This window comes from Shewanella rhizosphaerae, assembly GCF_019457655.1.
Classification (GTDB): Bacteria; Pseudomonadota; Gammaproteobacteria; order Enterobacterales; family Shewanellaceae; genus Shewanella; species Shewanella loihica.
Window position 1 is genome coordinate 3,069,463 of record NZ_CP080420.1, and the last position, 20,139, is coordinate 3,089,601.

Here is a 20,139-nt window from a genome sequence, read left to right on the forward strand (position 1 = left end):
ATTAATTTGAGCAACTTGTTAACTGCTGAATTCATCAACCCACTCTTGGTGCTGCTCGATGAAATTTTGCCAATAATACTTTTCGCCAGATATATCCTGCAATTTACGCTCAATAGCGGCGAGCTCCTTAGGGTCTGTAACTGTATTCTCATCTGGGTCTATTCGTGCAAAATCCTGCTTACTAATGTCGTTTAGATAAGAAAGAGCATCAAGGAAAGAGACCAGCGAATTAGATACCAACTCCGCACTCCATTCGCCCATACCGTGCATTGCAGTATATACAGGTAGCGATGCTTCACTTGTATCTACGAAGAAAGGGTCGCCTACTTCGGTATCGGTTCCAATAACTATCCAGTTTTTCTGCCAATCACCTTCATGAGATCCACTTATATCACCGCCATCGGAATCCACGCTGTAACCTAGTTGAAAGTCATTTATATTTTCTTCATCGGCAATATTAAAGCCATTAGAGCCAAAGAAAACTTCCCTCAGTTTTTTGGATTTTATTGCTTCTATAATTTCGCGCACCGAAATATCCTAAAGCAGTTAACGCCCCATTCAGGGGCTTTTAATTGTTGGCTAAAATAACGAACGCAGTGAGAACAGAAAACAAGTAAAAGTCCCGCACTACAATGGCTTGTTATGTTTCTAACTCACCAATCTCTTTTTTAACGGACTCAATATTTACGTGTTTTGCAACTATTGGCCACTGCTTAATTGTGGAATCCAAATACATAGATAAACCGTAAATAATTCCCGAGAAAGATGCAATTGCAGGTAAATAAATACCATGCAACTTTTGAAAATACAGTAAAAAGCTTATAACGAATCCTAACCAAGCAACTACAGTTAAAACTCTACTTTTCTTGGTGAGTTTAGCTAAATGTTCATCAGGGTTTTCGATGGCAAAAGCTAACGACTTTAATGATTTGAGCATTCTAGAATTATCCACGTACCTTCCTTGAAACATAACAACTTATTAGTGAGACCTTGCAAGGTACGCTACCTTGTAAGGTAGGGGATCTTGCATGGATAGACACACTAGTAAGACATGAAAAAATTCAGTAAATCATACAGTAAAGTAAATACTATCTCAGTGCAATGCGAACAGAGTGATAGCCGATGGCAAGCCTTAGAAAGAACCTATTGAGTGGAGCAACATTCTTACTGACAGTCGAAAAGCACTACCAAGACTGGCTAAAGAGTGAGTATCCGTTACTCGCTCAAAGCCGCCATTAGCATAATTACGTTAACAGACTTTGGGGTAAACAAAGTCAGCTTTCACGCCCTAAACACACCAACACCGCCAAATCGAAGAGACGTTGAATACCGAGTGTAGATACGCCGGTGAGCTTCCGAAACAGGGATGTTTCGGTAGAGCCTATAGGGATATATTCACGGCGTCTCACAGGCGTATCTGCACATCCCTCGCCGGGCAGGCGATTAATAACAGCAAGGGTTAAAGCGCATGATAGCTTGCCAACAACAATTCCGGCAGACGCTAAACAACGGATACAAAATCAATCCCCAATAACAAAAATACCCAACCTCATCCAAGGCCGGGCATTACCCTCAAAGTCAGGCTAGATAATGACTAGACCATTATCTTTGATCCTCAATCACCACCCCATCATCCGCCAGGGCGCCTGGCGCCACCAGCGCCACCTCGCCCGACAATTGAGTCTCGGCGCGGATCGACGCCTGCACCGCGGCGATATCCACCTGTGGCCGCATCGCCTCATCCACCTCGCACAGCAGACGCATCAGATCGTTTTCCTGCTGACGGGTGACCACCAAGCGCACCTTAGCGATACCGGGATGACGGCGGCGAATTCGCTCCACCTGCTCAGGATGGACAAACAATCCCTTCACCTTAGTGGTCTGATCCGCGCGTCCCAGCCAGCCCTTGATACGCACATTGGTGCGACCGCAAGAACTCGTGCCCGGCATAATGGCCGACAGATCGCCGGTGGCGAAGCGTACCAAGGGATAGTCGCGGTTAAAGCTGGTGACCACCACCTCACCCACCTCGCCTTCGGGCACAGGGGTTAAGGTACCGGGCCGCACTATCTCGACGATAATGTCTTCGGCGACCACCAGGCCCTCACCCGAGACGCTCTCGAAGGCGATGAGGCCAATATCGGCGGTGACATAGGCCTGCTTGACGTCGATATCCGCCGCCTCGAAGCTGGCCTTGAGGGAGGGGGTTAACGCCTCGCCCGACACCAGCGCCTTAGTGATGGAGCTGGTGTCCTTACCCAGGGCCTTGCCCTTCTCCAGCAAGATATTAAGAAACGAGGGGGTGCCGCAGTAACCATTTGGCTTAAGCGAGGCGATAAGGTCCAGCTGCATCTCGCTCTGCCCAGGCCCTGCCGGGATCACGGTGCAGCCGCAGGCCCTGGCGCCCGAGTCCATAATAAAGCCCCCCGGCGTCAGGTGATAAGCCAGGCAGTTCTGCACCAGGTCGCCTGCTCGAAATCCGGCGGCGAAGAAGGCCTGACCCATGCGCCACCAGTCATGACCGTCACATTCGGGATCATAGATGGGCCCGGGCGACTGAAAGATACGCCCGCTGGGCTTGCTTGGCGTCATGCCGGCAAAGGGCGGCTGCTTGGCCTGCAGGGCGATAAGGTCTGCCTTACGGGTGATAGGCAGGGTCGCCAGCGCCTCTCGGCTATCGACGCTGCTCACCTCGATATCTGCCAGTCGCTCGGCGTAATAGCGACAATTTGCCTTGGCGTAGCTCAGCTGCTCGGGCAGCGCCCCCATCAGCTGCTGCTCGCGCTGCTCGGGCGCAAGCGCCTCTTCGGGTTTAAAATACTCGGCCATATTGCCTCTCTACAGCCAACGCTTACGGCGTTTGTACGACTTTAGGTTCTTGAAGCTCTTACGGGTTTCGTTGCCGCCCCCCAGATAGAACTCCTTCACATCTTCGTTGTTGAGCAGCTGCGCCTTGGTGCCGTCGAGTACGATTTTGCCTGACTCCATGATGTAACCATAGTTGGCCGCCTTGAGGGCGTAGTTGGCGTTCTGCTCCACCAGCAGCATGGTAATACCCTGCTCGCGGTTGATCTTCTCTATGATGCCAAACACCTCCTTCACCAGCAGAGGCGACAGCCCCATGGAGGGCTCATCCAGGCAGATCATCTTAGGTCTGGCCATCAGGGCGCGGCCAATGGCCAGCATCTGCTGCTCACCGCCCGACAGGTAACCCGCCAGCCCGGTACGCTCCTTGAGGCGCGGGAAGTAGTTGAATACCATCTCGATATCCTGATTCACCTGACCGTCGCGGCGGGTATAGGCCCCTAATTTCAGGTTTTCGATCACCGTCATATCCTCGACGATGCGGCGCCCCTCCATCACCTGAAACAGGCCGGAGCGCACCACGTCATCGGCGTTCTTCACGTCGATTCGCTCGCCCATGAAGTGGATGTCGCCGCGAGACACCTCGCCATTTTCTGTCTTTAGCAAGCCGGAGATCGCCTTGAGGGTGGTGGACTTACCGGCGCCGTTGGGGCCCAGCAGGGTCACTATCTCGCCCTGTGGCACCTCTATGCTCACGCCGCGTAGCACCTGGATCACATCGTCATAGATCACTTCGATATTGTTGATAGCGAGAAGTGGTGTCTCGGGCTTTAACTGCACTGCTTGTGTCATAACAACTCCAAGGTCAAGAAGCGGGCCGGGCAAGACGGGCTTACCCGGCGCAGGGAAAAGAGATTAGTAGCCTAACCAGTCGACGCGGCGCTCGAGGGTCACCTGACTGACCTTCTCGACCTTGATATCGCCATGGTTAAAGTTACCCTTGTAGATGTTGACCTGGTTGATACCGCGGTGATCTTCCGGCGTCCAGGTGGCGGCCAGGCAGACGCCCTCTAGCCCCTTAGGCACCCAGTCTTTGTGCACATACATGCCCTTCTTGACGTTCTCACCTGTGATGCCGCCGTGCGCCTTGGCCCACTCCATCGACTCCTTCATAAAGTAGGTCGAGCAGACGCCGCGGATATAGTGGTGCAGACGCTCCTCTTTGCCCGTGCTGTCAGACATCTTAGAGATCTCGCGCACTAGCTTCATGCCCGGCACATCGTCGGTCCAGAACGGCGTCATGGTCGGGAAGATGTAGTTCTTCACCCCTTCACCGGCGGCCTTGAACACCAGCTTGTCGCCACCCCAGATGTTAGACATGAACTGGATATCGGTGCCGACAGTATCGCAAGACTTGATCAGTGACTGCACCGAGCCCCCCAGGTTGCCGATATAACCATAGTTGGTGCCTGAACTCTTTAGACTCAAACACTGGGCCTTAAAGTCACCCGGCTTCATAGAGATCACTACAGATGGCTGCACATCGAAGCCCAGCTCGGTGGCGTACTCGGCGCAGGCCTCTTTCGGCGCGTTAGGGAAAGGATGGTTGGCGCCGATATGGGTAAACTTAGGCTTGCCCTGTCCGCCCTTGGCCTTCCAATCTTCAGCCGCCCACTGCACCAGGCCGCGACAGGCGTCAGAGTAAGACGCGCCGTAGAAGAAGTTATATGGCGCCGGTTTAGTGGTATTCGGGTTCTTGCCCTGAGGATCGGTCAAATGGCCAGAGTAAGAGGCCGAGAAGATAGGCGTCTTATCCTTGGCGGCAAAGGAGATCAGCGCTTCGGTATCGGCCGTGCCCCAACCCTGCATGGCCACCATGTTCTTGCGCGACAGCCATTTCTTGTATGAGGCGATCGCCTGAGGCACTTTGTAGGCATAGTCTATGGTCTCATATTCCAGCTTAGTGCCATCGATGCCGCCGTGGGCATTGATATAGGCCAGGGCATCACGCACACCATCGGCATAAGGCTTACCCACGAAGGCCGTGGGGCCAGACATGTCGGCCAGGTGGCCAACAAAAACCGTGTCTTCGGCCTGGGCAGCGCCCGAGGCGAAGGCGAAACAAGCAAGCGTGGTGCTAAGTAATATTTTTTTAGTCATCGTTATCTTCCTTCAACATGATCCAGATAGATTGAATGCGGTTAACGCAGCGCTACAGCCAGGATCAACGCTCATTGCTATTCAAACTGTGTCGGTTTTACATCAATTTCATTAGCCCTCGACTTAATAGGCGAAGGGGTAACACTTCCAATAGTTCTTAATTTGTCCCCAGCGATGGGCCAGTCCCTCGGGTTCGAAGATGAGGAACAGGATAATCACCAGGCCGATAGCCATCTCCTTGATATAGGCCAGACCGTCGGTGACCATAGGCAGGTTGCCGTAGTCGGTATACTTCATCAGTCCCACCATGCCCTCTAACACCTCGGGCAACAGCACCATGAAGACCACGCCCATCAGGGTGCCCTTGATAGAGCCCAGACCGCCGATGATCACCATGGCCAGGAACTGAATCGACATTAAGATGGTGAAGCCCTCGGAAGAGACATACCCCAGGTAGTGGGCATACAGGGCGCCACCTATGCCGGCGTAGAAGGAGGAGATGCCGAAGGACAACAAACGATACTTGTTGAGCTTAACCCCCATGATCTCGGCCGACAGATAGTGGTCGCGCACCGCCACGAAGGCGCGGCCGTCGCGGCTACGCATCAGGTTGCAGCCCCAGATATACATGAACACCAGGGCAAACAGGGCGATGAAGTAGAAGCTCATGTCGGTATCGAAATCGAAACCAAACAGGCTCACTGGCGCCGCCATCGCGCCAGACGAACCACCCGAGAACCACTCGGCGCGGCCGAAGAAGTCCTGAATGATGAACTGGGCCGCCAGGGTAGCAATCGCCAAATAGAGCCCCTTGATCCTTGCCGCCGGCATGCCAAACATCATGCCCACGCCCATAGTGAGAAAGCCCGCCAGCGGAATACAAAACACCACAGGGATGTTAAAGCTGGTGTTGAGCCAGGCCGAGGCGAAGGCGCCGAAGCCGAAGAAGGCGCCGTGGCCTAAGGATATCTGCCCGGTAAAGCCCACCAGGATATTCAGCCCCAGGGCGGCGATGCCTAAGTATGAGATCTGAATAAACAGGGTCAGAAAATAACCATCCAATACCAGGGGCGCGGCGCAGGCCAGCGCGATCACCAGACAGGTCACTAGGCGTATGGTCTTGGTTTCAAAAATCGTGTTGTCAGCCTTATAGCTGGTGCGAAAATCCCCGCACGGGCGCATCGCTAAACTAGACATAGAAAACTCCTTGAACTGCAATAGGGTCGAACGCAATTAGCTGTGTCATGGCAATGCTCCTTAAATTCGCTCGATATCACGGGTGCCGAACAGGCCGTAAGGCTTGAACCAGAGGATCACCAGCAAGACATAGAAAGGCGCGATGTCGTACATGTTGCCGATATGCAGCCACTGGCTGTCGAAGAACTCGGCGATGTTTTCCAGCACACCTATCACCACGCCGCCGACGATGGCACCGACGATGGAGTCCAGCCCCCCTAGGATCACCGCGGGGAACACCTTGATGCCTATGGTGGAGAGCGAATCAGATACGCCGTTGACCATGCCGATCACCACGCCTGCGGTGGCCGATACTGTGGCGGCAATGCCCCAGCTCATGGCAAACACCTGCTTGACCGAGATCCCCAGGCTCTGAGCCACCTGCTGGTCAAACGCTGTGGCGCGCATCGCCAGGCCGTGCTTGGAGTATTTAAAGAAGAGGAAGAAGCCCGCCATGATGAATATCGCGATCACAGTACTCATCAAATAAGCCAGCTCTATGTTCAGGCCGAAGATGGCGATGGACTGGGTGTCGAACACCTGAGGGTAGCTCTGGGGCGACACGCCGAATATCCACTTGGTCAGCGACTGGAAGAAGATAGACAGGCCTATGGTCACCATGATCACCGAGATGATCGGCTCACCTATCATGGGGCGCAGCACTATCATCTGTAAGAGCACGCCAAACACCGCCATGAAACAGAGGGTGAAGAGGAAGCCGACGAAAAAGGGCAGCTGGAAATAGGTCAGGAACGCCCAGCAGACCCAGGCCCCTACCAGCAGAAACTCCCCCTGAGCAAAGTTAACGATCTGGGTCGACTTGTACACCAGCACGAAACACATGCCCACCACGCCATACAGCAGGCCGACGATCAGGCCGTTGATAATTAATTGAATCAAGAGTTCAAAATTCATGATGCTCTCCTTTGACTCGCCTCGCCCTCGATGGACTGACGCGGGGCGATCACGGTCGCCACCTTGACTTGAGTTTGGATGCGCGACTTAGTGCCATCCTGGAAGGTGATCACTGTGTCGATATCCACATGGGACTGGTCGCCATAGATGGCCTCGATGATCTCGCCATACTTGTCGGCTATCACCCCACGCCTCACCTTACGGGTACGGGTCAGCTCGCCGTCATCGGCGTCCAGCTCCTTGTAAAGCAAGATAAACTTGTTGATCTTCTGCGCATCGGGCAGGGTCTCGTTCACCCGCTCCACCTCGGCCTGTAGCTGCTGATACACCTCGGGCAGGCTCGACAGGTTGGTGTAGTTGGTGAAGGCCAGTCCCTGCTGCTCGGCCCACTTGGAGACGATGCTGAAACGAATACAGAGGATGGCCGACAGGTAGGGCTTATCCTTACCTAAGATCACTGCCTCACCGATGAAGGAGGAGAACTTAAGCTTGTTCTCGATATATTGCGGCGAGTACTGAATGCCCTGGCTGGTCTTGGCCAGGTCTTTGATGCGGTCGATCACCACCAGGTGGCCCGAGGGCTTGAAGTAACCGGCATCCCCCGTATGCATCCAGCCATCTTTGACATCTTCATCGAAAGCCGCCTGATCGCCCAGATAGCCGTTGAACATGCCTACGGTTCTGGCGATCACCTCGCCTACCCCTTCGCTGTCGGTGTTGATCACCTTCAGCTCGGCGGTATCGAAGGCCACACCGACCGTGTCGTAATCCACGTCGTGTTCGTCGTGTATGGTGTAGGCGCCGCACATCTCGGTCTGGCCATAGAGCTGACGCAGAGGCACGCCAATCGCCTGGAAGAACTTGAAGGTATCCGGCCCCATGGCCGCGCCGCCGGTAGCCGCCGACTTGAGGAAGGAAAACCCTAGACGGTCGCGCAGCGCCTTCATCAAGATGATGTCGGCCAGCTTAGAGCGTCTGCCCTCGGCTAGCCGCTGCTCGGCGCGCTTCATGGCAAAGTCGAATAACTTCTGCTTGAGCGGGGTCGAGTCCATCATGCGCGCCTTCACATCGGCGAGGATCCCTTCCCACACCCTTGGGGCCAGCAAGACGAAGCTAGGGCCAATCTCGCGCAGATCCGCCATCATGGTTTCCTGCTCTTCGACGAAGTTGACGATCTGACGAGCGATAAGCGCCTGACCTACGGCGTAGACCTGCTCCATGATCCAGGGCAGCGGCAGTACCGAGACATAGTTGTCCCCCGGCGCGCGGGGATCGGCCCGCAGATAAGAGCAGCAGTGATCGATAAACTTGCTGCCCTGCAGCAAGACAATCTTGGGCTTAGAGGTGGTGCCCGAGGTGGTGCAGTAGATGGCGATGTTCTCGGCCTTGCCCGCATCGACCAGGTTGTCGTAGTGGCGCGGCTGGGTGTTATCCACCTCCTGGCCGAGACGATAGATCTCCTCGACGCTGATAAGGCGTGGGTCGTCGTACTTGCGCATGCCGCGCGGGTCACAATAGACGATATATTTCACCGAGGGGATACTGTCGCCCAGCTCCAGCAGCTTGTCGCACTGCTCCTCATCTTCGGCGACGATCACCTGGGCCTCGCTGCGGTTAAGCAGGTAGGCCACCTCTTCGTGCAGCGAGTCTTGATAGATCCCCAGTGAGAAGCAGGCCAGCGCATGGGCCGCCACTTCGCCCCAGACCCACTCTGGGCGGTTCTCGCCCAGCAGGGCTATGGTGCTGTTGGACTTGATGCCCAGATGGTCGAAGGCCAGCGCCATCCACTTCACCCGGTTGTGATAATCTTGCCAGCTGAATTCGGTCCAGATGCCGAACTCCTTCTCGCGCATGGCAATCTCTTTGCCCCAGTTAGCCGCATTGTGGCGCAGGATCTTGGGAAAGGTATCGAGTGAACCCATGTCGAAGGCCCGCGCCGTCGACGCATTATTTACCTGAGTCATTAGCCAACCTCTTGTAATTGCTCGTCATCTTCAAGGCCGAGATAGGCCTGTCTCACGTGCTCGTCGGCCATCACCGCTTCGGGCAGGCCAGAGATCAATTTCTTACCGAAATCGAGCACCATCACCTTATGGGAGATATCCATCACCACCCCCATGTCGTGTTCAATCATCACCACGGTAATACCGAACTCTTCGTTGAGATCCAGGATATAGCGGGCCATATCCTCCTTCTCTTCGAGGTTCATCCCCGCCATCGGCTCGTCGAGCAGAATTAGCTTAGGGTTGAGCGCCATGGCGCGGGCCAGCTCGACGCGCTTACGCAAGCCGTAAGAGAGAGTGCCGGCGATGGATTTGCGCACATGGGAGATGTCGAGAAAGTCGATGATCTCCTCCACCTGACGGCGATGGGCCAGCTCCTCTTTCTGCGCCGGTGAGGCCCAGTAGAGGGGGCCGGTGAGCCAGTTGTTTTTCATCAGGTGATGACGACCCACCATGATGTTGTCCAGCACCGACATGTGGCCAAACAGGGCCAGGTTTTGAAAGGTACGGCCTATGCCGAGATCGGCACGGGCATTGGGTCTGAGATGGGTGACATCCTGATTATCGAAATGAATTGTCCCCTTCTGCGGACGGTAGCGACCCGAGATGCTGTTAAGCATTGAGGTCTTACCCGCCCCGTTAGGACCGATAATCGAAAACACGGCGCCGCGCTCGACCTCGAAGCTCACATCGGTCAGGGCCTTTACCCCACCAAATGCGAGCGAGATCTGATCGACAGTTAAAATGGTATCTTTCACAACCCTACTCCTTTAAACGGCTCTGCCTGGGTGTCTCGGCGGTGAGTGCCAGGGGCCCGGCCCCTGGCGAAACTAAACGGGTAAAAAAAGTGGGGAGGAAGCCCTCCCCCAAGAGCACTTACAAGGCGTAACGCATTGAGAACTGTGCGTAGTTAGAATCAACTTTCTGGTCGTCCAGGGCGAAGTTACCCACTTCGATGCCCACGGCCAGAGCCGGTGTCAGATTCTGGAACAGGTTGACGCTCCATTGGCTGCGATCGGCATCTGACTTATCTGTTTCGATGCGGCCATAGAGGAAGGTGCTGCGCAGGGTATCAGTCCAGTAGTGGCGGTAGGCGGCGAGGTATGAGGTACTGGTTTCCACCTCTTCACCGATAAGATCTTTAGTCACCCCCAGGCCCACGTAGCGGCCCACTTCCCCTTGGTGGAACTGGAAGCGCAGGTCATCTTTGCCGAAGGTATTGATGCGACCGGCAATCGAGCCACCGAAGGCCGTTTCGCTGTTGCCGCCCAGGGTGTTGAGCCTGCGACCCAGCGCCGAGATGGAAACGTTACCCCAGTCGCCCTTGAAGTTATAACGGGCTACCACATCCGGCAGATCGTCGTTGGCGGTATCGCCGCCGTCACTCTCAGGGTTCTCGATAGAGACCTGGAAGCCGCCCATGTCGTAACGGATCTGGCCCTGACGCACGAAGGCCAAACCAACCGTGGCACCGGCGAAATCGGCGGTTTCCGGGATGGCACTGGTGTTCATGAAGGTGGTCCAGGTCTGACCCACGGTTAAGTCTTTGTACTTGATGAAGGCGTGGCGCAGACGCGGATGAGCCGAGTTAGACACCACCTGGTTGCCGCCACCGCCGAGGAAATCCATCTCGATGAAACCCATCACGTCGCCGTGAACATACTTGGTATTGAAACGAGACTCGTTGGCGAAGATACGGAACTGTGACGCGCTCTCTTCGAGCGGCGTGCCGGTACCGATCCAGAAGTCGCGATAGGCGACATCGCCGTTAACATAGCGGGCATCGACCTTGAGGTAGCCGCCGAAAGACAGCTTGCCGTCGTCGCCGACGTTAAAGTCATAACCTGCCATGGCAGAACTGGCCATCAGACCGAGTGAAGTTGCGAGTGTGAGTTTTTTTATTGTTGATGTGAGCATCTTGATTATCCCCTTTTGTGGTTGCCTCCAAGATGGAGAAATGCCTCCTTGGCCTCAATTGGGAATAGGTAGTAATGCAGCGGTAGTAGGCCATAGGGCGCAATACCCGAGGATTAGGCAGTAAGCACTAATACTTAAGTCGATGGCCGTAAATGCCGACTTTCACCTTAACTGTGATATGTTGGCTTGAATAACAAAATAAAAGGAGCAAGCCGGGATGGCGAGATAAGCTCCTGAAAAGATAGGATAAGTGACAGATGTTCCCAAACTGGCTATTGGTTGCCATCAGCATCAGCTATATCGGCCTGCTGTTTTTAATGGCATTTCTGGGTGACAAGTACCGCGGCAAGTGGTTTGCCGGGCAGCACACCATCATCTACTCCCTGTCGCTGGGGGTCTACTGTACCTCCTGGGGCTTTCTCGGCACCGCCGGACAGGCCGCCAACAACTCCTTCGCCTATCTGCCGGTTTATATCGCGCCTATCTTACTGTTTATCTTCGCCTGGCCCTTTATCCAGCGGGTGATCCGCGTCTGTCTCAAGCTCAACATCACCTCGATTGCCGATCTGCTGGCGGCCCGTTTCGGTAAGTCGCCCTTGCTAGCGGTGGTGGTCACCTTCGTCGCCCTGTTTGGCACCCTGCCCTATATCGCGTTGCAGCAGAAGGCTATCGTTAACTCCTATGAGATCTTACGGCAAGATCACCTGCTCTCCTCCTGGCAGCTGGGCCTGGTGGTGAGTCTGATCCTCGCCGGTTTCACCATAGTCTTCGGGGTGCGCGCCATCGACGTGACCGAGCGCCATCCGGGCATGATGCTGGCCATCGCCTTCGAGTCCTTCGTGAAGCTTATCGCCTACCTCACCATAGGCATCTTCGTCTCCTTCTTCCTGTTCGACTCGCCCATGGATATCTGGCGCCAGGCGACGGAGATCAAGCCCCTAGAGGCGGAGTTTAACTACCCCAACTTCATCTCGCTGTTTGGCCTCTTGATTATCGTGATGTCGGCGTTTCTCTGTCTGCCTAGACAGTTCCAGGTGCTGATCGTCGAGCTGAAATCACAAAAGCATGTGCTCTGGAGCCGCTGGACCTTCCCCCTCTATGTACTGGTGTTTGCCTTCTTCGCCACGCCATTGGGTCAGGCGGGTAATATCCTCTACGGCGACTCGCTACAGAGCGACGCCTATGTGCTGTTTCTGCCGGTCTTCAGCGGCGATATCTGGCTGGGGCTGTTTAGTTTTCTCGGCGCCATCTCGGCGGCCAGCTCCATGGTGATCATCTCCACCATCGCACTGAGTACCATGCTGAGTAACGAGATCGTCTTCCCAACCCTATTTAAGATCAACAACATACAGAGCAATGACTTCCACAAGTTCCGCTCGCACCTGCTTAATATCCGCAAGGCGCTGGTGCTGCTGGTGATCTTCATGAGCTATGGCATGTTCCTGATCGCCCCGCCCGATACCCTAGCATCTTTAGGTGAGGTGGCCTTCGGCGCCATCGCCCAGATAGGCCCCGCCCTGTTTGCCGCCTTCCTCTGGCGCCGGGTCACACTGATCGGCGTATTGGTTGGGATCTCCAGCGGCTTCGCCCTCTGGCTGGTGCTTAACCTGTTACCGCAGCTCGGCCTGTACGGCCACCCCTTCGCGGGCAGCGGTTACTCGATGACCACTATGTCGACTCTGGTGGGCCTGTTTGTCAACGTGATGGCCATCTGGCTGGTCTCCTCCTTTACCCGCCAGAGCGTGCACGAGCAGATGCAAATAGGTCACTTCATCGAGCGCCCAGAGCTCGACAAGGCGCTGCCCGAGGTACCCAAGCATGTGAACCCGACCGAGCTTGAGCTACTAGTCGCCCGCTTCGTGGGTAAGGACAAGGCCGCCCAGGGCTTCTACTCCTTCTTCTCCTGTCAGCCCCAGCCAATTCAGGACAAGAATGCCCACAATCAGGCGTTGATCTTCTTTACCGAAAACATGCTTGCCAGCGTCATGGGCTCGGCCTCGGCGCGGCTGGTGCTCTCCTGCGCCCTCCATGGCCGCGACATCGCCATCGAGGATGTGGCCCAGCTGGTAGAGGAGGCCTCCAGCCATCGCAAGGAGTTCAGCCGCAGCGTGCTGCACAGCGCCATCGAGAACGCCAGCGAAGGGATCTCTGTGATCGATAAAGACCTCAACCTGGTGGCCTGGAACCAGCAATATCTCAGCCTGTTTAACTACCCGGATGACCTGGTCTACATCGGCTGCCCGGTGCGGCAGCTGATCGAGTACAACCTCAAGTTCGGCAAGGGCTATATTCCCAACCTGGATGAACAGGTAGAGCGGCGCCTCAACTTCCTGCGCCAAGGGAGCCGCCACGCCACCGAGCGCATTCAGCCAGACGGCAAGACGATTCGCATCCAGGGCAATCCCATACCCGGCGGCGGCTTCGTGATGATCTTCTCCGACATCAGCATGTACCGTGAGGCGGAGAAACTGCTGAAAGAGAAAAACTTAGACTTGGAAGCCAGGGTATTTGAGCGCACCAAGCGACTCGAGCAGGCCAACCTGCAGCTGGCCAAGTCCAACGAAGAGCTGGCCGAGGCGCTACAGAAGGTAGAACAGGCGCACCAGAAGAAGAGCCAGTATCTCAAGGCCTGTAGCCATGATCTGCTGCAGCCACTGTCGGCGGCGCGCCTCTTCTCCTCCGCCTTCGTCCAGGGCGGTCAGCTATCCAACAAACAGAAACAGCAGATAGGCTATATCGACAACGCCCTGCAGGTGGCCAACGAGCTGCTGCTGGATCTCAATGAGGTGTCGCGCATCGAGGGCGGCACAGTAGTGCCCGAGATCACTGAATTTGCCTTGCAGGAGGTGCTCGACTCCCTGGTGGAGGAGTTCAGCGCCATGGCCAGCACCACACAGGCGGAGTTTAAGTGCATCAAGACTAAGCTCTGGGTGTGCAGCGACAAGGTGCTGCTCAGACGCATACTGCAGAACCTGATCAGCAACGCGTTTCGTTACGCCGGTGGCGGCCGTATCCTGCTGGGTTGTCGCCGCCACGGCGACACCATCGCCATTCAGGTGGTGGACGATGGCCCTGGGATCCCCGCCGATAAGCAGGCGGTGATCTTCGAGCAGTTTACCCGTCTGCAGCACTCGGGCCATGAGGGCGTCAACGGCCTGGGACTTGGGCTGAATATCGCCCAGGGCCTAGCGGAGCTGATGCAGCATCGGCTTACCCTCTCATCACAGGTCAATCAGGGCAGTATCTTCAGCCTGAGCCTGAATGTCGCCCAACCTAAACTTGTGGAGGAGCAGACCAGCCAACCGGATATCCTCACCCTCAACGGCGTCAAGGTGCTGTGCGTCGATGACGACCCCAACGTGTTGGCGGGCATGGAGGAGCTATTGAAGGGCTGGAAGTGTCAGGTGCATACCGCCTCCTCGGCGCAGCAGGCCAAGGCCTGTGTCAGCCAGTTTGCCGGCAAGCTGGACATAGTGCTTATGGACTATCAGCTGGATAACAATCAGAACGGCCTGGATCTCATGGCCGAGCTACAGGCCCTCTCCAGCCGCCCCATTCCGGCGATTCTGATCACCGCCACCATAGACGAGGAGGTGGTGCAGCGCACCAAGGAGCTGGGTTATGGCTATCTGCGTAAGATCATCAAGCCCATCGCCCTGCGCGCCGTGATGAGCGCCACCCTGGCCAACAGCCTGCACAACAACTATTCGGCCCAGCCGAGCCCCCACTTTAACCTGGTGGACCCGCTGACCGATTAAAAGCAAACGCCCCGCTGCGGACATAAACCGCTGCGGGGCGTTTTTAATCAAATGTGAGAAACCTTGTTCGACCTAAAGCCGATTACGACTAGACCTCTTCCACCTCTGCGGTCAGCGGCGTCTTGTCCAGATAGAGCTGACTCATGGCGATCACCGCCTGAGTGCGGGTATGTACCCCAAGCTTGAGGAAGATAGCGCTGGCGTGGGCCTTGATGGTGGCCTCTGACAAACCTAACTCATAGGCGATCTGCTTGTTGAGCAGGCCGTCGGCAAACATCATCAGGATCTTGTGCTGACGCGGTGACAGGCTCGCTATCTTGCTGCTCATGCTGTCCAGGGTCACGGCGCTAAGGTCCTCACACCCCGGCGGCATCCACTGGCGTCCGGCCATCACGGCATTGATCGCCTTAACCATCTGCTCGACCGGCGAGGACTTGGGAATAAAGCCCGCCGCGCCGAAGGACATCGCCTTGCCCACAGTGACTTTATCTTCCTGGCCGGAGATCACCACTATCCCTATGTGGGGATAGCTGTTACGAATATTGACTAAGGTATTGAATCCATGGGCATTGGGAATATTCAGATCCAATAAGAGCAGGTCTGCATCCTGATGCTGGGTTAAGATCTCATCCAGTGCCGTCACCGTTTCCGCCTCAAACAGCATAGGCTGATCGAACTGAGTGGTTAGGGTGTTAACGAGTGCTTGCCGAAACAGTGGATGATCATCAGCTATTATTATTTTTAGTGGCTGTAACATGTTTGATCCCTCATATGTACTCATTTCCAGTCTACGCGAACCTTAGAGATTATCAAACAGGCCCAAAACCCATGGTCGAGGGACAGCTTGTCAGTTAACATTTACATTACAAGTAGATAGCGGCATTGATACGTCAAAAGCGGCCACAGAGGCTTGAGTCAATATAGACTTATTATCTAGGTCATCACCCTATTATTTGTGCTAGAGATGACGTATCGAGGCCTAATCGCAGCTTGTTAATCCCAAAAGGCCCTAGAAGCTGCGCCGCAGGGGCGAGAAAATCATCCAGGGACACTGGCTTGAACATGGCTCACGGCTCACATATTCTAATCAATATCGGCCTCGGCCATTGCAAGCGAGACAGCGCTAAGGGACGTATCCAATTGCAGGACATTGCTTACCAGGCAAAAACCTATAAAAAAGACAGGCTGGTCCAGGCCAGCGCAATCTCAAGACTTGCCGCCAGGCGCGACACAATAGTATTCATTCAGAGGGAACTCAGTTGCCAGATAAGACAGCATTGGTGTTAGGGGGCGGCGGTGCGCGCGCCGCTTACCAGGTCGGGGTACTCAAGGCGATAGTACAATTCTATCCCCGTAACCACGGCGTGCCCTTTAAGATCATCTGCGGCACCTCTGCCGGCGCCATCAACGGCACCTCTATCGCGACCCATGCCTCCTGTTTTCATCTCGGGGTACGTAAGCTCGAGTGGGTCTGGCGCCACTTTAGCACCCACAAGGTCTACCGCTCCTCTTTTGGCGGCATCTTCTCCCACCTGGCGCAGATGGCGCTGATGGGGCTACAGGATGTGAAAATCAACACCGAAGCCGGCAGCCTGTTTGACAACCAGCCCCTGAGAAACCTGCTGAACAACCTGATTAACTTCGAGCGGATCGACCGCAACATCGCCAACGGCGCCCTGCATGCCCTGAGCGTAGACACCTCCTGCTACAACTCGTCACGCTCGGTGAGCTTCTTCCAAGCCGCCAAGGAGATTGATGAGTGGAACCGCGCCCGTCGTGGCGGCCAGCGCACTCATCTGCATACCGAACATCTGCTGGCCAGCGCCGCCATTCCCCTGGTGTTTCCCTCGGTGAAACTCAATCGCGGCTATTACGGTGACGGCTCTGTGCATCAGCTGGCCCCCCTGAGCAGCCCGATTCATCTGGGGGCGGAGAAGATCATGGTGATCAACCTGGAGAGCCCCCATAAGCAGGTGCATAAGGAGTTCGAGCATCATCCCAAGACGGCAACTATCGCCGGTCATCTGCTCGATACCATCTTCTCCGATACGTTAAACAGCGATCTCGAACGTCTTCAGCGGATCAACAGCACACTCAATCTGATCCCCAAGGATCGCAGACATGAGGCGTCGCTCAAGACCATAGACACACTTGTGATAAAACCTAGCGAGGATCTGAGTCTCATCGCCGCCCAGCACTATCAGGATATGCCGATGGCGGTGAAGGCCCTGCTGCGGCTAATCGGCATCAACCAACAATCTGACTCGAGTATCGTCTCTTACCTGCTGTTCGAGCAGTCATACTGCAGCGCGCTGATCAACCTGGGTTATCAGGATGCCATGTGTCAGATAGATGAGATCAAGGCCTTCTTCAATATCCGCTAGAAGACTATCAATAGACGTTAGGTAGACTGGATGGGTCGCCTATAAGGTGACAGCACCGAGGCGGGCTAGGATCGCCTGACTGGCGCATTCCGCCCACAGACGATAACTGGCCGCACTGGGGTGAAAGCCATCGCTGGCCAGGGCTTCTGGCGTCAAAGGTAGCATGAGGGACAGAAGCTGACAGGCCCCTTGGCCCTGGCAAAACTGCTCTAGCGCCCGATTAAAGCACGCCTCCCGTCGCCGCAACACACCGGCGAGAGGCTGAGAAAATCTCGGAAAGTCCCCAAGGGGTGGCAGCGGCGTCAGCAGCACCCTTGCGCCGGGTGAGGCCTCAAGTAAACCGCCTATCAGCGCACCAGTCGAGGCAAGCCAGCGCTGCACGCCTATGGGCGAGAGCAGATCGTTGACCCCCAAAGAGATAAGGATGACATCGACACTATTTGGTGCCTGCTGGATAAGCTTGAGCGTCTGGGCCGTGGTCATGCCCGACTTGGCAAGTAAGCACCAGTTGAGTCGATAGTGAGGCGCCAGCAGACGAGTGAGCTGACCGCTCAGGGCGTCATTCTGGTGGGTGACGCCGACGCCCGCCGCTGCTGAGTCCCCAAGAATCAAGAGCCTAAGCGGCTCCCCCTCACCCATCTCGCCACTGCGCTCACCATCGGGCTCTGGTAGCCTTGGCGTGCGCCACTTGACCCACAGCGCCTGCATCAAGAGCAGCGGAGAGAGCACGATTAACAGGGCTGGTCGAACCATAGCGCTTTTCCTCTCTCTTATCCGATTAGCCTTGAAGCAGGTAATGCTCGGCCTTCTCGATGCGCCGCGGCTTACCCAGGATGATGAGGATATCCCCGGGACGGATCAGCCAGTCAAGCTCAGGGCTTTCCACCTCGGCGCCGCTGCGACGCACCGCCCTTAGCTCCACCCTGAGCTTGTCCCAGGGAATGGCCGAGAGCGGCTGGCCCACCACTTGGGCGCCTTTGGGCAGGGCGACCGCGTGCAGCAGCTCCAGGGTAAAGTCTGTCTCCTCGCCGGAGAAGAAGCCATGCAGATATTGATAGTGATTGCGCCGTTCATACTCGAGGCGCTTGAGGATCCGGGTCAGGGGCACGCCGCACTGATAGAGCACCTGAGACACCAACATCAGGCTGCCCTCCAGAGTTTCCGGGATCACCTGACTGGCCCCCGCCTCCTCCAGCGCCTCCATGCCCTCGTCGTCGCGGGTTCTCACCAAGATCTTGGCCTCGGGTGCTAGCTGACGGCACAGGGGCAAGACCTCATCGAGCACATGACTGCTGGTAAAGGTGAGCACGATCAGCTTGGCATGTTTGATCTGCGCCTGCTTGAGGATCGCCCGCTTGGCCACATCGCCAAAATAGACAGGCTCTCCCGCCCGGCGCGCCTCGCTCACCCTGGTGGGGTCCCGGTCGAGCACCAGATAGGGGATCGCCTCCGTCTTCATGAAGCGGGCTATGGTCTGCCCCACCCGGCCATAACCTAGAATCAACACCAGGTCACTACTCTGCTCCGGGATGGGAATAGTCTCATGGCCGCCCTGCTTAACCGACTTGACCCCATGCAGGCGTCTTGCAATATCTACGCTGTGACGCACCAGCCAGGGAGCCACCGCCATCGACAGCACAGCCACCATCACCAATTTAGTACTGACGGTGATCTCCAGCAGCTGATAGTTGACCGCCAACGCCAGCACCACGAAACTGAACTCCCCCACCTGCGCCAGGCTGATGGCGGTAGCGACAGAGGTGCGAAACGACTCCTTGGCTGCCCTGAGCAGGCCAAAGACTATCAAGGCCTTGGCGATAATCACCGCCACCACCAGCAGCAGTACCTGCCACCAGAAGGTGATCACCAGGCTAAAATCGAGCAGCATGCCGATAGAGATGAAGAAGAGTCCCATCAAGAGATCCCTGAAGGGGCGAATGTCCGCCTCCAGCTGGCGTTTGTATTGGCTCTCCCCCAGCAGCATACCGGCGATAAAGGCCCCCAGCGCCATGGAGAGCCCCAGCCACTGGGTCAAGGCGCCTGTGACCAGCGCCACTACTAGAGTAGAGAGCACAAACAGCTCGTTGGAGCGCGAGCGCGCCACCTCATCAAACACCTTAGGCAGCGCCCACTTACCCACTGCCATCAGGGCGATGAAGGCTAATACCCCCTCCCCCATGGCGAGCAAGATCTGGTGCCAGCTCAGCATCTCACCGTCTGAGGCCAGCAGAGGCATGAGGATCAGCAGGGGCACCACGGCCAGGTCCTGAAACAGCAAGACACTCACCGACAGCTCACCGTGGCGCCGCCTGAGCCAGCCGCGCTCGTTGAGCAGCTTGAGTACGATGGCGGTAGAAGAGAGAGCGATGGCCGAGCCCACCACGATGGACTCACTCAGGTTAAGCCCCAGTAGCATGCTGATGCACATGGTGAGGACGGCGGTGACAAACACCTGGGCGCTACCCAGGCCAAATACGGTGCGGCGCATGGCCCAGAGCCTGGGCAGCGAGAATTCGAGACCTAGGGAGAACATCAGCAGGACCACCCCCAGCTCGGCCACCGAGTGGATCTGCTGCTGAGTGAACCAGTTGAACACAGAAGGGCCGCTGATCACCCCGGTGATCAGATAGGCCAGGATAGCCGGCAGGCCCGCCCGCCTAAAGAGGGCGATCGCCACTATGGCCATCATCAACATCAACAGGATCTTAATCAGTATGCTGTGTTCCATTACCGCTGCGCTCTCCTCTGCCTGCCCTCAAATACGCTCTTCCCAAAACTGTGTGCCCAAAACGGTGTGCCCAAATGGGCCTGGACACGAACTCTAGCGTCAAGTTTCTTGCCCGAGTCAAAATACTGTCACCGACTAAGCCCCCCTTGCCCAGACTAACTCAATGACATATATAGACAAACTCATCATTTAGTATTAGGCACGTTTTTTGCTTTATATAACCTATCTCGGGT

The 20,139-nt window shown here is 56.0% G+C and carries 15 protein-coding genes; 2 read left to right on the forward strand and 13 right to left on the reverse strand.

Annotated features, from left to right (window positions below):
- Positions 1 to 18: 18 nt before the first annotated feature.
- From K0I63_RS13475 to K0I63_RS13520, 10 genes are all read right to left on the reverse strand, one after another.
- A complete protein-coding gene (locus tag K0I63_RS13475; RefSeq protein WP_220081372.1) occupies positions 19 to 528 on the reverse strand; it encodes a hypothetical protein in 510 nt (169 codons plus the stop codon).
- 112 nt (positions 529 to 640) lie between these two features.
- The gene (locus K0I63_RS13480; RefSeq protein ID WP_220081373.1) at positions 641 to 952 is read right to left on the reverse strand and encodes a hypothetical protein; all 312 of its coding nucleotides are present in this window, start codon (positions 950 to 952) and stop codon (positions 641 to 643) included.
- A gap of 650 nt (positions 953 to 1,602) precedes the next feature.
- Positions 1,603 to 2,829: a phenylacetate--CoA ligase family protein gene (locus K0I63_RS13485; RefSeq protein ID WP_220081374.1), complete on the reverse strand. Its 1,227-nt coding sequence runs from the start codon at positions 2,827 to 2,829 to the stop codon at positions 1,603 to 1,605.
- Positions 2,830 to 2,838: 9 nt separating this feature from the next.
- Entirely contained in the window at positions 2,839 to 3,657 is an 819-nt protein-coding gene (locus tag K0I63_RS13490) for an ABC transporter ATP-binding protein (protein WP_220081375.1), read from the reverse strand.
- Between the two features lie 63 nt (positions 3,658 to 3,720).
- Complete coding sequence (locus K0I63_RS13495) at positions 3,721 to 4,965, reverse strand: ABC transporter substrate-binding protein (protein ID WP_011866404.1); 1,245 nt, start codon at positions 4,963 to 4,965, stop codon at positions 3,721 to 3,723.
- A 123-nt stretch (positions 4,966 to 5,088) separates the two neighbouring features.
- On the reverse strand, positions 5,089 to 6,162 hold the full coding sequence (locus K0I63_RS13500) for a branched-chain amino acid ABC transporter permease (RefSeq protein WP_011866405.1): 1,074 nt from the start codon (positions 6,160 to 6,162) through the stop codon (positions 5,089 to 5,091).
- A gap of 60 nt (positions 6,163 to 6,222) precedes the next feature.
- Complete coding sequence (locus K0I63_RS13505; protein WP_220081376.1) at positions 6,223 to 7,116, reverse strand: branched-chain amino acid ABC transporter permease; 894 nt, start codon at positions 7,114 to 7,116, stop codon at positions 6,223 to 6,225.
- Positions 7,113 to 9,080, reverse strand: coding sequence for a long-chain fatty acid--CoA ligase (locus K0I63_RS13510; RefSeq protein ID WP_220081377.1), 1,968 nt, complete (start codon positions 9,078 to 9,080; stop codon positions 7,113 to 7,115). The genes K0I63_RS13505 and K0I63_RS13510 overlap by 4 nt, the downstream gene beginning before the upstream one ends.
- Entirely contained in the window at positions 9,080 to 9,877 is a 798-nt protein-coding gene (locus K0I63_RS13515; protein WP_220081378.1) for an ABC transporter ATP-binding protein, read from the reverse strand. Before K0I63_RS13515 ends, K0I63_RS13510 begins: the two co-directional genes overlap by 1 nt.
- A gap of 118 nt (positions 9,878 to 9,995) precedes the next feature.
- Positions 9,996 to 11,036 carry a DcaP family trimeric outer membrane transporter gene (locus K0I63_RS13520; protein WP_011866409.1) on the reverse strand — a complete coding sequence of 347 codons (1,041 nt, stop codon included), beginning with the start codon at positions 11,034 to 11,036 and terminating at the stop codon, positions 9,996 to 9,998.
- Positions 11,037 to 11,293: 257 nt separating this feature from the next.
- On the opposite strand from K0I63_RS13520, the gene K0I63_RS13525 reads away from it, so the two are divergent.
- Positions 11,294 to 14,794, forward strand: a complete 3,501-nt coding sequence (locus K0I63_RS13525; protein ID WP_220081379.1) for a PAS-domain containing protein — start codon at positions 11,294 to 11,296, stop codon at positions 14,792 to 14,794.
- A gap of 88 nt (positions 14,795 to 14,882) precedes the next feature.
- Here K0I63_RS13525 and K0I63_RS13530 read toward each other — a convergent pair whose 3' ends face one another.
- The gene (locus tag K0I63_RS13530) at positions 14,883 to 15,551 is read right to left on the reverse strand and encodes a response regulator transcription factor (protein ID WP_144200326.1); all 669 of its coding nucleotides are present in this window, start codon (positions 15,549 to 15,551) and stop codon (positions 14,883 to 14,885) included.
- A 502-nt stretch (positions 15,552 to 16,053) separates the two neighbouring features.
- Between K0I63_RS13530 and K0I63_RS13535 the strand changes: the two genes are divergently transcribed.
- Positions 16,054 to 17,178: a patatin-like phospholipase family protein gene (locus K0I63_RS13535; protein ID WP_220081380.1), complete on the forward strand. Its 1,125-nt coding sequence runs from the start codon at positions 16,054 to 16,056 to the stop codon at positions 17,176 to 17,178.
- Between the two features lie 39 nt (positions 17,179 to 17,217).
- Here the strand turns inward: K0I63_RS13535 and K0I63_RS13540 are convergent, their stop codons facing one another.
- Both K0I63_RS13540 and K0I63_RS13545 read right to left on the reverse strand, forming a co-directional pair.
- Entirely contained in the window at positions 17,218 to 17,931 is a 714-nt protein-coding gene (locus K0I63_RS13540; protein ID WP_220081381.1) for an SGNH/GDSL hydrolase family protein, read from the reverse strand.
- Between the two features lie 25 nt (positions 17,932 to 17,956).
- A complete protein-coding gene (locus K0I63_RS13545) occupies positions 17,957 to 19,906 on the reverse strand; it encodes a monovalent cation:proton antiporter family protein (protein WP_220081382.1) in 1,950 nt (649 codons plus the stop codon).
- Between the last annotated feature and the right edge of the window lie 233 nt (positions 19,907 to 20,139).